The sequence below is a fragment of the Streptomyces armeniacus genome (assembly GCF_003355155.1).
GTDB lineage: Bacteria > Actinomycetota > Actinomycetes > Streptomycetales > Streptomycetaceae > Streptomyces > Streptomyces armeniacus.
Genome location: NZ_CP031320.1, coordinates 2,596,064 through 2,609,941, shown reverse-complemented (window position 1 = coordinate 2,609,941; position 13,878 = coordinate 2,596,064). Strand labels below are relative to the sequence as shown.

The window sequence follows — 13,878 nt, the reverse complement described above, 5'->3', positions numbered from 1 at the left end:
TTGAGGACGAACCCCGGCCCGTTCCCGGGCCGCACCCGCGTGCGATGCGGTGACCGCCCACCGGCGGCTGCCGCACGTCAGTGGCTGAGGGCCGTCCTCAAACGCCGGACGGGCTGATCAGCCGCGCGTGCGGCGTCGGAACAGCGCGGCCGCCGCCGGGACGGAGGCGGCGACGATGCCGCCGCACCAGGCCAGCGCCTGCCACGCCGTGGCCCCGGCAGGCTGCCCGAGCAGCAGCTCCCGCAGCGACTCGATGACGGGGGTCGCCGGCTGGTGCTCGGAGAAGCCGTGCAGCCACCCCGGCATGGTCTCGATCGGCACGAACGCGCTGCTCGGATACGGCAGGAACATCACGAAGAACGTGAAACCGCCCGCCGCCTCCGGCGATCTGACAAGCAGCCCGACCGCCGCGGACAGCCACGACAGCGCCAGGATGTACGCGATGAGCACGGCCCCGGCGGCCAGCCAGCCCGCGGCACCCGCGCCCGGCCGGAAGCCGATCAGGAAGGCGACGCCGAAGACGACGGCGGTCGCGACCGTGTTGCGGACGGCGCTGGCGAGGACGTGACCGGTCAGCATCGCCGTACCGCTGACGTCCATCGAGCGCAGCCGGTCGATGATGCCGTCCTTCATGTCCTGGCTGACGCTCACCGCGGTGGTGGCCGCTCCGAAGCCCGCGCACAGGGCGAGGACGCCGGGCACGACGTACGTGACGTACCGGGTGCCGGTGTCGATGGCGCCGCCGAAGAAGTAGACGAACACCAGCATCAGCATCACCGGCAGGGCCAGCGCCGTGATGACGGCGTCCACTTGGCGCGCACTGAGCCGTACGCAGCGGCCGGTCAAGGTCCCGGCGTCGCGCAACATTGCACGAATCGATGTGCCGCGCGGCGATGTCCCGCAGCGCGACGTGCCGTCGTGCGATGTGCCGTCGTGCGATATGCCGTCGTGCGACGTGTCCTCCCGCACCACCGCTCCCCGCACCGCTGCCGTGACCTCAGACATGTCCCGCCACCTCCCCCTCGGCGTCCAACTCCCATTCCCCTTCCGCCCGGTGGCCTGCCGGGTGACCCGTCAGCGCGAGGAAGACGTCGTCGAGCGTCGCCCCCTGCAGCTCGAAGCGGCTCACGGTCCGGCGTTCCGGATCGATCTCGTCCAGCAGCGCCCGTACGTGCGCCGCGCTCCCGTCCGTCGCCAGGCTCAGCGTGCGGGGGCCGCGGGGGCCGTCCGCTCCCCCGCCGGGACCCTCATCGCGGGCACGGCCGCCCACGACCCGTACGGCGTACCGCTCCGCCGCCAGCCGCCGGGACTCGGCGTCGGTGAAGGTGAGGTCCAGCCGGTGGTCCGCGAAGCGCCGCTTCAGCTCCGCCGCCGTGCCCCGCGCGACCAGGCGCCCGCCGTCCAGGACGGCGATACGGTCCGCGAGCCGGTCCGCCTCCTCCAGGTACTGGGTGGTGAGGAACACCGTCACCCCGGACGCGGCCAGCCGCTCCACGGCCTCCCACATGACGTGCCTGCTGTGCAGGTCGAGCCCGGTGGTCGGTTCGTCCAGGAACAGCACCTCCGGGCTGCCCACCAGCCCGGCGGCGATGTCCAGCCGCCGCCGCATCCCGCCCGAGTAGGTGCTGACGCGGCGCCGGGCCGCGGCGGTCAGCCCGAAGCGGTCGAGCAGTTCCGCCGCGCGCTCCCTGGAGTGCGCGCGCGGGAGGCCGGTGAGCCGAGCCATCATGCGGAGGTTCTCGGCGCCGGTCTGCTGCTCGTCGACGGCGGCGTACTGCCCGGTGAGACTGATACGGCGGCGCACCAGCGCGCGTTCGGCGACCACGTCGTGGCCCGCGACCCGCACCTGTCCGGCGTCGGCGCGGTCGAGCGTGGCCAGGATGCGCACGGTTGTGGTCTTGCCCGCGCCGTTCGGGCCGAGCAGCGCGAACACCTCGCCGCGCGGCACCTCCAGTCCGATGCCGTCGAGCACCGGCACCGCGCCGTACGACTTCCGGAGGCCATGCGCCTCGATCGCGTACTCCGTCTCGTCCACCTCACCACACCCCGTCTTCTGTGTATGTCATACGCACTACCGCGTATCGCGTACACGGTACTGCGTAAGGTATACACAGTCCAGCGGAGCGGGGCAGCGGAACGGAGCGGGCACGGCATGGACGACGAACGCGGCACGACCCTGCCGCCCGGCCTCGCGCGGGCCTGGGGCCTCCGCGAAGGCACCCGCAAGGGCCCTCGGCCCGGCCTCACCACCGACCGCATCGTCAGCACCGGCATCGCGCTCGCCGCCGCCGAGGGCCTGACGGCCGTGTCGATGGGACGTGTGGCCGCCGAACTCGGCGTCTCCACGATGTCGCTGTACCGGTACGTGGGGTCCAAGGACGAGCTGCTCATCCTGATGGAGGACGCGGCCTACGGCACGCCGCCCGAGGGCCCGCCCCCCGAGGACGGCTGGCGCCCGGCGCTCACCGCCTGGGCCGCGGAGCTGCGCGCCGCGTCCCACCGGAACCTGTGGGCGCTGCGCATCCCGATCACCACCCCGCCCGCGACCCCGCACTCCGTCGCCTGGATGGAACGCGGCCTGGCCTGCATGCGCGGCACCGGACTCGACCCGGGCGAGAAGCTGGGCGTGATCATGCTGCTGAGCAGCTTCGTACGGCAGGAAGCGCGCCTCATGTCGGACCTCGACGCCGCCGCGCGCGCGGACGGCAGCAGCCTTCAGGAGGCGACCGCGGCGTACGGCAGGCTGCTCGGCGAGCTCACCGACGCCCAGCGCTTCCCGGAGATCACCGCCGTGCTGCGGAGCGGTGTCATCGACGAACCGGGCGATCCGGACGACGACTTCGGTTTCGGCCTGAACACGCTGCTCGACGGCGTCGCCGTACTGGTGGCGGCGCGCGAGCCGCGGTAGCCGCGGGCGGGCGCCGGGGTAGCCGCGGGCGGGCGCCGGGGTGGCCGCGGAGGGGCGCCGGGGTAACCGCGGCCGCGTGCCCGGGTGAGGCGCGGCCGAGGAACCCGCGGACCGTCTGTTGCCCGGCCCGCACCCGGGTGCGAGGCTGCTGACATGAGCGCGCTCCTCGAACAGTTGCAGGCCGGGCTGCCCGCCGAGGCCGTCGTCACCGATCCCGACGTGGTGCGGTCCTACGCCCACGACATGGCCGGCTTCTGCGAGGCGGGGGCTGCGGCGGCCGTCGTACAGCCGCGCACCGTCGAAGAGGTGCAGCACGTGATGCGCACCGCGACGGCGCTGCGCGTGCCCGTCGTCCCGCAGGGCGCGCGTACGGGGCTGTCCGGCGCCGCCACCGCGTCCGAGGGCTGCATCGTGCTGTCCATGGTCAAGATGGACCGCATCCTGGAGATCAATCCCGTCGAACGGATCGCCATCGTCGAACCCGGCGTCGTGAACGCCACGCTGTCCCGCGCCGTCGGCGAACACGGCCTGTTCTACCCGCCGGACCCCTCCAGTTGGGAGCAGTGCACGATCGGCGGCAACATCGGCACCGCGTCCGGCGGCCTGTGCTGCGTGAAGTACGGCGTCACCGCGGAGTACGTGCTCGGCCTGGACGTCGTCCTGGCGGACGGCCGCCTGATGTCCACCGGCCGCCGGACCGTGAAGGGCGTCGCGGGCTACGACCTCACGCGGCTGCTCGTCGGCTCCGAGGGCAGCCTCGGCATCGTCGTACGGGCCACGCTGGCGCTGCGGCCGGAACCGCCCCGGCAGTTGGTCCTCGCCGCGGAGTTCCCCTCCATGGCCACCGCGTGCGACGCCGTCTGCCGGATCATGGAACGCGGGCACGCGCCGTCGCTTCTGGAAATCATGGACCGTACGACGCTGCGTGCCGTCAACGACATGGCGCGGATGGGCCTCCCGGAGACGACGGAGGCGCTGCTGCTGGCGGGGTTCGACCTCCCGGAAGCCGCTGCCGCCGCCGAACTGGCCGCCGTCGGCGAACTGTGCGACGCGGCCGGCGCCACCGAAGTGGTCCCCGCCGACGACGCCGCCGAGTCCGAACTGCTGCTGCAGGCACGGCGGCTGGCGCTCGTCGCCCTCGAGAAGGTGACCGGCACGACGCTCATCGACGACGTGTGCGTGCCGCGGTCCCAGCTTGCCGCGATGCTCGACGGTGCGTCGGCGATCGGCGACAAGTACGGCCTGACGGTCGGCTCGTGCGCCCACGCCGGTGACGGGAACACGCACCCCATCGTGTGCTTCGACCCGACGGACGAGGACGAGGCGCGACGCGCGCGTGAGTCGTTCGACGAGATCATGGCCCTGGGGCTGGAACTCGGCGGCACCATCACGGGCGAACACGGTGTGGGCGTCCTGAAGAAGGAGTGGCTCGCGCGCGAACTGGGGCCGGTGGGGCTGGAGATACAGCGCGGGATCAAGCAGGTCTTCGACCCGCACGGTCTGCTGAATCCGGGCAAGCTGTTCTAGGCCGCCGCCGCAGGTAGGTACCGGGCGCGCCGCCCCGCCCCGGCCACCCGCCGCCGGTACAGGGCCGTCCTCAAACGCCGGACGGGCTTGGTTGTGGCCCGGCTCCCCGGACGGGCTTGGGTGTGGCTAGCAGCTGGGGACCTTGCCGCCGTCCTTCAGGGACTTCAGGGCGTCCAGCGCGCCGTCCAGCGTGGCGACCGGCACCAGGCGCAGGCCCTTCGGGGTGTTCGCCTGGGCGTCCGCGCACTCGTCCTTCGGGACCAGGAAGACCGTCGCGCCGTCCCGCTTCGCCGCCTGCGTCTTCAGCGGTACGCCGCCGACCGGGCCGATCTCGCCGTTGGCCTCGATCGTGCCGGTGCCCGCGATCGTACGGCCGCCCGTGAGGTCGCCGCCGCGGCCGTCGCCGTCCAGTTTGTCGATGATGCCGAGGGTGAAGAACAGGCCGGCGCTGGGGCCGCCGACGTCCGCCAGGTTGAGCTTGACCCGTACGTCGTCCGGGGACATGCGCAGTTCGCGCAGGGCGGCCCGCACCGCGACGTTCTGCGACTCGCGCATCTCGGCCTCGTTGTGCTCGCGCACCTCCGCCGGGTTGTCGCCGACCGGGTAGACCGAGTCGCGCGGCATCACGGCGCGGTCCTTCGCGAACCAGTCGCGTACGACGTCCGGCAGCCGTACCGACGCGTCCGGCGAGGTCGCGGCGATCGTCGTCATCAGCAACTCGCCCTCCGTCTCCCGGACCTGCTCCTTGCCGGAGACGGCAATGACGGGCTCGCCCTTGTACTCGCCGATGACGTTCGCGGTGAGGCCGGGCTGTGCGACGGAGTACGGCAGCGGGGCGAAGACGGCGACCGCGAGCAGCGCGGCGACGGGGACGGCGCAGACGGCGAGCGTGCGGCGGCGCCGCGCGGGGGACGGCGGACCGGGCGGGGACGCGGACTTGCCGGACGGCGGCGGGCTGGTCGGCGGCGGGCTGGTCGGTGGCATGGGGGGAAATCTAATTCACCGGGTCACCGCAGCGCGTCGGCGACCTCCTGTGCGGCGTGCACCACCCGGTCCCCGACCTTCTCCGGCACCGACTCGGCCAGCATCACCACCCCGACGCTGCCCTCGATGCCGAGCACGCCCAGCATCGGGGCGGCGGCGCCGCTGGCGCCGGCCTCCAGTTCGCCGTGGGTGAGCACGTAGCCGGGCCCCAGGTCGCGGTCGGGGCCCCGGCCGGCGAGGATCGCACGGCCCGCGGCGCCGCGGTCGAGCGGGTGCCGGAAACCGGTGCGGTACGCCACGTGGTAGTCGGTCCAGCTCGGCTCGACGACGGCGACGGCCAGCGCGTCCGTACCGTCCGCGAGCGTCAGGTGCGCCGTGGCGCCCACGTCCTCCGCGAGCGCGCGGAGCGCGGGCAGGGCGGCCTCCCGTACGAGCGGATGCACCTGCCGGCCCAGCCGCAGCACCCCGAGGCCGACCCGGGCACGGCCGCCCAGGTCGCGGCGTACGAGAGAGTGCTGTTCGAGGGTCGCGAGCAGACGGTAGACGACGGTGCGGTTGACGCCGAGCTTGTTGGACAGCTCGGTGACCGTCAGGCCGTGGTCGGTGTCGGCGAGCAGCTTGAGGACCCGCAGTCCCCGGTCGAGCGTCTGAGAGGTCTCCGCGGTCACGACGCCCCCCTTCTCGGGTGAGTGGCGGGCGGCCACTGACGCGCGGAGGGCCGCGCTGCCGTCCGTCGGCAGCAGAGCTTCTCCACGCTGAGAGCCGCCGGCCGAAGTGGCACTGAAATAACGCGTACTTACCTCTGTGTGTGCATACGTCACCGGCTGCGCTCCGAGGCGGCGCTGCCACGGGGCGTGTGCGTGAGCGGAAACTTAGCGATCGATACCGCTCACCGGAAGGGTCCGTCCAGAATCCGGTCAGCGCTCGTCCGTTTTGCCGGGAATAAGGCGCGGAAAGCGGTGGTGACGACTGGTTCCGCGCGCCCCGTGGACCGTCTGCCACCGGCGGATACCGGCCACGTACGGGTGCGCCGGCGCGGAGGCGCGTACGGGCGGCGCGGACGCATCCGTACGGTGCGCACCTCCGCATCCGTACGGTGCGCACCTCCGCATCCGTACGGTCGGCGCGGGCGCCTCCGTACGGTGCGCGCTCCCGTACGCGTACGGGAGCAGGTGCAAGGGCAGGTGCAGGAACGCGGTGCGCGCGTCACCGCATGCGCGTGGCCCACTCCCGTACCTTGGCGATCCGCTGCCGCAGCTGCCCCGCCGTCGCCTCCGCGCTCGGCGGGCCGCCGCACACCCGGCGCAGCTCCGTATGGATCACGCCGTGCGGCTTGCCGCTCTGGTGGACGTACGCGCCGACCAGCCCGTTGAGCTCCTTGCGCAGCTCCATCAGTTCCTTGTGGGTGACCACGGGGCGGCGGTCGGCGGGCAGTTCCAGCAGGTCCGCCTCCGCGTCCGGCTTCTTGCGGCTGTGCGCGATCTGCCGTGCCTGCCGCTTCTGCAGCAGCATCTGCACCTGGTCGGGTTCGAGCAGCCCGGGGATGCCGAGGTAGTCCTGCTCCTCCTCGCTGCCCGGGTGCGCCTGCATCCCGAACTCGGCGCCGTCGTACGTCACCCGGTCGAAGACCGCGTCCGACTCCAGCGCCTCGAAGGGCAGTTGGTCGCCGTCGTCGGTGTCCTCGTCCTCCTCGCGTTCGGCGGCCGCGAGCAGCTCGGCCTCCTCCGCGTACGGGTCCTCCTCGGCGTCCTTCTTCGGCTTGTCCAGGACGTGGTCCCGCTCGACCTCCATCTCGTGCGCGAAGGTCAGCAGCGTCGGGATGGTCGGCAGGAACACGGAGGCCGTCTCGCCGCGCCGCCGCGACCGTACGAAGCGGCCGACCGCCTGCGCGAAGAACAGCGGCGTGGAGATCGTCGTCGCGTACACCCCGACCGACAGCCGCGGCACGTCCACGCCCTCCGACACCATCCGGACGGCGACCATCCAACGGTCGTCGGACTGCCGGAACTCCTCGATCCGCTTCGACGCCCCGCTGTCGTCCGAGAGCACCACTGTCGCCTTGCGGCCGGTGATCTCCCGGATGAGCTTCGCGTACTCGCGTGCCGCGTCCTGGTCGGTGGCGATCACCAGCCCGCCCGCGTCCGGCACCGCCTTCCGCACCTCGGTCAGCCGCTGGTCCGCGGCCCGCAGCACGGCGGACATCCACTCGCCGCGCGCGTCCAGCGCCGTACGCCACGCCTGCGACACCGCGTCCTTGGTCATCGGCTCGCCGAGCCGCGCCTCGATCTCGTCGCCGGCCTTGGTGCGCCAGCGCATGTTGCCGCTGTAGGAGAGGAAGATGACGGGTCGGACGACGCCGTCCTGGAGGGCGGTGCCGTAGCCGTACGTGTAGTCCGCGACGGACTTCCGTACGCCGTCGTTCCCCTCCGCGTACTCCACGAACGGGATCGGGTTCGTGTCCGACCGGAACGGCGTACCCGTCAGCGACAGCCGCCGCGTCGCCGGCTCGAACGCCTCCAGACACGCCTCGCCCCAGGACCTGCTGTCTCCCGCGTGGTGGATCTCGTCCAGTACGACGAGGGTCTTGCGCTGCTCGCAGCGGTTCCGGTGCAGCATGGGGCGCACGCCGACACCGGCGTACGTCACGACGACGCCGTGGTACTCCTTGCCGACCGGCCCGGAGCTGTACTCCGGATCCAGCCTGATGCCTATGCGCGCCGCGGCCTCCGCCCACTGCAGCTTCAGATGCTCCGTCGGCGCGACGATCGTCACCTGCTGCACGACGTGGTGGTGCAGCAGCCACGAGCAGAGGGTGAGCGCGAACGTCGTCTTGCCCGCGCCGGGCGTCGCCACGGCGAGGAAGTCACGGGGCTGCTGCTTCAGGTACTCGTCCATGGCCCCCTGCTGCCAGGCGCGCAGCTTGCTCGCCGTGCCCCAGGGGGCACGGCCGGGGAAGGCCGGGGAGAGGTGGTGGGTGGTGGTAGTCACGGTCTCCGTCGCGGTCACGGTTGCGTGCGGGGTGTTGTGCGGGCGGTGTCTGGGCGCGGTTCTGGGGCGGGTCTGGCGGGCGGTCTGGCGGCATCGGGCAGCCGCGCCAGCCTACCTGTGCGGGTGCCGCGGCCAGCGGGTACGCGACGCCCCCACCGTCGTGTGCGACCCACCTCACACGCGCCCGGCGCCATGTCTCGACCTCGCCCGATCCCTCCAGCCCGCGCCGCTCAGCACCGGCCACCGCCCCAAGCCCGTCCGGCGATTGAGGACAGTCCCCAGCCCACGTCGCGGCGGCAGACGCCGGTGGACGCCCGCCGCCCTCGTAGCCGAGCGCAACCCGGGAACCAGCCGAGGTCCGTCCTCAAACACCGGACGGGCTGGATTGCGCGAGGTCCGCTGTCACCTGCAGGTCGTCCTCAAACACCGGACGGGCTGGATTGCGCGATCATGCCGTGAGGAGAACGCCGCCGTACGACGCGCCCGCGATCACCGTCCACGCGCACAGACCCAGCGCGGCCACCCGACCCCCCGTACGCGCCAGCGTCGGCAGGTGGACCGCGCTGCCCAGGCCGAAGAGGGCCGTGGCGAGGAGCAGTTCCTTCACCGTGCCCGCCACGTCCAGCGCCGGGTCCGGGACCCAGCCGGTGCTGCGTACCGCCATCATCGCGACGAAGCCGAGCACGAACAGCGGCACGAGCGGCGGCCGTTTGGCGCCGACGCGGCCCGCCCCGTCCGTACGGGCACCCGCCCGCCTCCGTACGGACAGCACGACCGCCGCCACCAGCGGCGCGAGCAGCAGGACGCGCATCAGCTTGACCAGTACGGCCTCACCCAGCGCCGGGCCGTCCGCCGTCCCGGCGGTGGCCACGACCTGGCCCACGTCGTGCACGCCCGCGCCGACCCAGCGCCCGAACTCGGCGTCGGTCAGGCCCAACGGGTGCTGCAGCAGCGGGAGTACGGCGATGGCGAGCGTCCCGCACAGCGTGACGAGGGCGACGGAGGTGGCCACGTCGCGCTCCTCGCTGTCCCGGACCTCGCTGACGGCCCCGATGGCGGAGGCGCCGCAGATCGAGTAGCCGGTGGCGATGAGCAGCGGCTGGTCGCCGCTCAGCCCCAGCCTCCGGCCGAGCCACAGCGTGCCGCCGAACGTCACCGCCACCACCGCGCACACCATGGCCACGGTCGCCCAGCCGAGGCCGAGCACGTCGCCCAGGCTGAGCTTCAGTCCGAGCAGCACAACGCCGATCCGCATCAATCGCTTTCCGGCCATCGACAGGCCGGGGCGGGCGGCGCCGCAGACGAGCGTACGGATGCCGGGTACGTGCGCGGCCGCGATGCCGAGTACGACGGCCGCCGTCAGCATCGGTACGCCGGGCAGCACCAGGTGTACGGCCTCGGCGACCGCCACCCCGGCCACGGCGAGCGCGAGCCCGGGCAGCCGACTCGGCGGCGACGACGAGGGGGGCGAACCGGCCGAACCTGGCGCGGACGGCGGGGCCTCCGCCGACGGCCGCCCGCCACCCCGTACGGACAGCAGCGCCATCAGCGGTCGCTGGCCGGCAGGTCGTACACCCGCCGGACGCTGGACCCGAGGCGGGCGATGTCCGCACCGTAGAGGTGCAGCGAAACCGCCTTCTGCCGACAGCCGTTCCACACCCGGTGGATGTCGCCGGGCGGCGCGAAGCCGCACACCGAACCCTGCGGGTTCACGACGTCCTCCGTCGCGACCAGCCGCGCGGGCTCGCCGTCGCCTCCGGCGGGTACGAGGCGGTAGCGGCGCTCGTGTTCCTCGCCCTGGTGTACGCCGGTGACGCACCAGGACACGTGGTCGTGGATCGGCGTCTCCTGGCCGGGCAGCCAGACGAGCCCGACGATGGAGAAGCTGCCGTCGTCCTCGGAGTGCAGGAGGTGCTGCCGGTACCGCTCGGCGTCACCCTCGTACTGTTCCGCCGTGAGCAGGTCGGCGGCCCCGAGGTGGGGCGCTAGCTTCTCGCCGACCAGGTACGCGGTGACGTCGGGCGGCAGTCCCCGCCCGACGGCCTCGCGTACGTCGGCGACGAGGGCGGAGAGCCGTTCGGTCGTCCGCATGCCGGAGTCCGTACCCGTACCCGATTCCGTACCCGTGCCGGTGGAAGTCGCCATGTCCGCAGCGTGGCGCGGCGGAATCATCACGTCCAACGACAGTCTGTTGGCCACGCCCCAAAACCCGCTTATACGTGAGCCGGTGACGTCAGCGGCTCAGCACCCCCGCAGCGCTCAGCACCCCTCGCGGTTCGCGGCGACCGACCTGAGCCCTTCCAGTACGAGCGCGGTGGCCGGTATGTCCAGATGCTCCCGCAGCACGTACGCGGAGACCTGCCGCCGCGACGCCGGGTCGAGCGCCCGCCCCGTGACCTTCTCGTGCACCAGGAACGACAGCACCAGCCCTGGCATCATCGCTATCCCGAGCCCCTCGGCGACGAGGCTCTGGATGACGAGGTTGTCGTCGGTGGTGAAGACGATGTCCGGGGCGAAGCCCAACTCGGCGCACTCGTGCAGGAAGTTGCTGCGGCAGCGCAGGCAGCCGGCGATCCAGCGCTCGTGGGCCAGCTCCTCCAGTTTCACGGCGCGCCGCCACACCATCGGGTGCCCGGCGGGCAGCAGTACGGTCAGCTGGTCCTCCATGAGGGGGATCTCGACCAGCTCGTCCGGCACCTGTTCCTGCAGGCCGGGATAGGTGAAGGCGAGGGTGATGTCGCACTCGCCGCGTACGAGGCGCTCCAGCGACTCGGGCGGTTCGCTCTCCTGCAACTCGACCCGTACGCCCGGGTGTTCGACGGCCAGCCGCGCCAGCGCCTCCGGCACCAGCGTGGCCCCGGCGCTGGGGAACGCGCACACCCGCACCCGGCCCGCGCGCAGCCCGGTGATGGCCGCCATCTGCTGCTGCGCCGCCGCGATGCTGTCCAGGATCACTCCCGCGTGCCGGGACAGCGCCTCCCCCGCCTCGGTCAGCCGCATCCGCCGCCCGACCCGTATGAACAGCGGCGTGCCCACGGCCCGTTCGAGGGCCTTCATCTGCTGCGTGATCGCGGGCTGGGTGTATCCGAGCGCGCGGGCGGCCGCGGAGTACGAGCCGGCGCGGACGACCTCGTCGAAGGTCCGGATGTGCCGGGAGTCGAACATGGGTGCACCATAAGCACAATTTGGGAAGGTCGAGCAATCCCTTTGCGGTGCTAGGGGTTTACGTCGCACGCCATTCCGCGTGTCAGTCTCGGGCCACCCGGCGTGTCACCCGCAGCACCGCAGCGCCCGCAGCTCCTGCGCGATACGAGTGACGTCCTCCGTCTTACCGGCCGCGATGTCGATCACAAGCCCGTACGCCTGCTCCTGGTCGATATCCGCCATGTCCACACCGTTGATGTCCAGGAAGACCACGGCGCACATCCAGGCCGTGCGCTTGTTCCCGTCCACGAAGGGGTGGTTGGACGTGATGGACTGCAACAGGGCCGCAGCCTTCTCGAACAGATCCGGATACGCCTCGACACCGAACACTTGCGTCTGCGGCCTGTGCAGAGCCGAGCCCAGCAGCCCAGGGTCACGGAGCGCCACTTCCTGCCCCGCGCACGCGAATTCCGCGAGATCCAGGGCCTCGCGCACCGTCAGGTACTTCACTCGCGCTACTCCCCCAGCTTCCGCAGGAGATCAGCGTGCTTGGCGGCGTACTTCGCACCCAGCCGCGCCACCGTGTCCCGGTCCGCTTCGCCCGCCAGGTAACGCTCTATGGCCCTGACAGCGACAGCATGCATGCTGCGGCCCTCTTCCTCGGCGCGCTGACGCAGGGATTCCTGGATCTCCTCGGGGAGCCTCAAGTTCATAGCCATACCAAAATGGTATCAACTATGACCCCAACCTGACACCATCGGATTCCTCACGCAGCCGCCCCGCCACCACCACGCCCAGCGCCGCGACCGCCGCCGCCGTCGCGTACACGGCCACGAAGGCCGCCGGGCTGCCCCCGTCGGCGCCCGCCGCGGACGCCGCGTCCGTGTGGGCCGTGCCCGCCGCGTCCCCGCCGCCGAGGGCGGCGAAGGCGGCGCCCGTGGCGGCGAGCAGCAGGATGTTGGAGAGGCCGTCGGAGGTCTGCAGGGCCGCGGAGTTCTCGCCCGCCTCGTCCGGGGCGGACAGTTGCAGCAGCAGGACGCTGGTGGACGAGATCACCAGGCCCATCCCGTAGCAGCCGGCGGCCATCATGGCGGCCAGCGTCCAGACGGGCACGCCGTCCAGCAGCACGACGGGCGCGTAGGCGATGCCGGCCGTCACCAGGACCATGCCGAGGCGTACGAGCCGTTCGCGGTGCGGCTCCAGCCGCGGACGCGACTGCGTGAACGAGCCCAGCGCCCACGTCGCGCCGCCCGCCGCGAGCGTGAACCCGGCCATGGTCACCGACAGTCCGCGCTGGGTGACCAGCATCAGCGGTACGAAGCTCTCCGTCACGATGAACGCACCCGCGGCCATCCCGCGCAGCAGCACCACGGCGGGCAGCCCGCGCGCCGCGCGGTACGTGCCGCGCGGCAGCAGCCGCAGCGCGGCCGGTATGAGCAGCGCGGCACCGGCCAGCGCGGGCAGCGCCGCCAGCGGGCGCAGGTCCTGGCCCGCGTACTGCAGCAGGCCCGCCCCGACGGCCACGGCGAGCGCGAGGCGCAGCCGCCGCCGGTCGAGCGGGGCGGGGGCGGTGTCCGTAGGGTCGCCGATTCCGGTACGGGCGTCGGCATCCGTACGGTCGCCGTCCGTCGCACCGTACGAGGGCGGCGGACCCGATGCCCGGCGGCGCAGTGGCGGCAGCATCACCACGAGCGGCAGCGTGACGAGCAGCGGGATGCCGAGGAACACCCAGCGCCAGCCGAGCTGTTCGGTGACCGTGCCCGAGATCAGCGGGCCGACGATGGACGGCACCACCCACGAGGCGGCGAACGCGGCCATCACGGTCGGGCGGAGCCGTTCCGGATAGGCGCGGCTGACGGTGACGTACAGCGCGACGATCACCAGTCCGCCGCCAGTCCCCTGCACCGCGCGGCCCAGCACGAAGACCCACATGCTCGCCGCCGTACCGGACAGCACCAGCCCGGCGGCGAACGCGCCGATCCCGGCCGCCAGCGGCGGCAGCGGCCCCCGCCGGTCCGCCCACAGGCCGGAGACGGTGATGCCGAGCAGGCTGGTCGTGAAGTACGCGGAGAACGCGAACGCGTACAGCGGCACGCCGTCCAGCTCATCGGCCGCGGCCGGCATGGCCGTTCCGACGGCCGTCGCCTCGAAGGCGATCAGCAGGACCACGGACACGATGCCGAAGGTGAGCGCCCGGTGGGCGGCGCTGAGCACGGTGCGCTCGCTCGCGGGCACGTCTGTCGCCGGGGCGGGCGCGGGCGCTTCGTCGTAAGCCGTCACTCGGGCAACGGTAAGGCCCAAGAGGGGCCATGGCCCCTGTCCCCGGT

13 protein-coding genes are annotated in these 13,878 nt (G+C 72.6%); 2 read left to right on the top strand and 11 right to left on the bottom strand.

What is annotated here, in order from left to right; genetic code table 11:
- Positions 1–117: 117 nt before the first annotated feature.
- Together DVA86_RS11360 and DVA86_RS11355 are read right to left on the bottom strand one after the other, a co-directional pair.
- Positions 118–867 (bottom strand): ABC transporter permease, encoded by a 750-nt coding sequence (locus DVA86_RS11360; protein ID WP_208877861.1) that lies wholly within the window; start codon positions 865–867, stop codon positions 118–120.
- A gap of 130 nt (positions 868–997) precedes the next feature.
- Positions 998–2,035 (bottom strand): ATP-binding cassette domain-containing protein, encoded by a 1,038-nt coding sequence (locus DVA86_RS11355; protein WP_208877860.1) that lies wholly within the window; start codon positions 2,033–2,035, stop codon positions 998–1,000.
- A gap of 117 nt (positions 2,036–2,152) precedes the next feature.
- Between DVA86_RS11355 and DVA86_RS11350 the strand changes: the two genes are divergently transcribed.
- Positions 2,153–2,908 (top strand): TetR/AcrR family transcriptional regulator, encoded by a 756-nt coding sequence (locus tag DVA86_RS11350; RefSeq protein ID WP_208877851.1) that lies wholly within the window; start codon positions 2,153–2,155, stop codon positions 2,906–2,908.
- Between the two features lie 153 nt (positions 2,909–3,061).
- A complete protein-coding gene (locus tag DVA86_RS11345) occupies positions 3,062–4,435 on the top strand; it encodes an FAD-binding oxidoreductase (protein ID WP_208877849.1) in 1,374 nt (457 codons plus the stop codon).
- Between the two features lie 126 nt (positions 4,436–4,561).
- Here DVA86_RS11345 and DVA86_RS11340 read toward each other — a convergent pair whose 3' ends face one another.
- From DVA86_RS11340 to DVA86_RS11300, 9 genes are all read right to left on the bottom strand, one after another.
- Positions 4,562–5,419, bottom strand: a complete 858-nt coding sequence (locus DVA86_RS11340) for a S16 family serine protease (protein WP_208877847.1) — start codon at positions 5,417–5,419, stop codon at positions 4,562–4,564.
- Positions 5,420–5,442: 23 nt separating this feature from the next.
- Positions 5,443–6,087: an IclR family transcriptional regulator gene (locus tag DVA86_RS11335; protein WP_208877846.1), complete on the bottom strand. Its 645-nt coding sequence runs from the start codon at positions 6,085–6,087 to the stop codon at positions 5,443–5,445.
- A gap of 538 nt (positions 6,088–6,625) precedes the next feature.
- Positions 6,626–8,407 (bottom strand): DEAD/DEAH box helicase, encoded by a 1,782-nt coding sequence (locus DVA86_RS11330; protein WP_245996497.1) that lies wholly within the window; start codon positions 8,405–8,407, stop codon positions 6,626–6,628.
- A 448-nt stretch (positions 8,408–8,855) separates the two neighbouring features.
- Positions 8,856–9,953, bottom strand: coding sequence for a YeiH family protein (locus DVA86_RS11325; RefSeq protein ID WP_208877843.1), 1,098 nt, complete (start codon positions 9,951–9,953; stop codon positions 8,856–8,858).
- Positions 9,953–10,498 carry a cysteine dioxygenase family protein gene (locus tag DVA86_RS11320; protein WP_245997593.1) on the bottom strand — a complete coding sequence of 182 codons (546 nt, stop codon included), beginning with the start codon at positions 10,496–10,498 and terminating at the stop codon, positions 9,953–9,955. The genes DVA86_RS11325 and DVA86_RS11320 overlap by 1 nt, the downstream gene beginning before the upstream one ends.
- A gap of 168 nt (positions 10,499–10,666) precedes the next feature.
- Complete coding sequence (locus tag DVA86_RS11315; RefSeq protein ID WP_208877840.1) at positions 10,667–11,572, bottom strand: LysR family transcriptional regulator; 906 nt, start codon at positions 11,570–11,572, stop codon at positions 10,667–10,669.
- A gap of 105 nt (positions 11,573–11,677) precedes the next feature.
- Positions 11,678–12,061, bottom strand: coding sequence for a type II toxin-antitoxin system death-on-curing family toxin (locus DVA86_RS11310; RefSeq protein WP_208877838.1), 384 nt, complete (start codon positions 12,059–12,061; stop codon positions 11,678–11,680).
- Between the two features lie 5 nt (positions 12,062–12,066).
- Complete coding sequence (locus DVA86_RS11305) at positions 12,067–12,270, bottom strand: Arc family DNA-binding protein (protein WP_245996494.1); 204 nt, start codon at positions 12,268–12,270, stop codon at positions 12,067–12,069.
- 16 nt (positions 12,271–12,286) lie between these two features.
- The gene (locus tag DVA86_RS11300) at positions 12,287–13,831 is read right to left on the bottom strand and encodes an MFS transporter (RefSeq protein ID WP_208877837.1); all 1,545 of its coding nucleotides are present in this window, start codon (positions 13,829–13,831) and stop codon (positions 12,287–12,289) included.
- Positions 13,832–13,878: the final 47 nt, after the last annotated feature.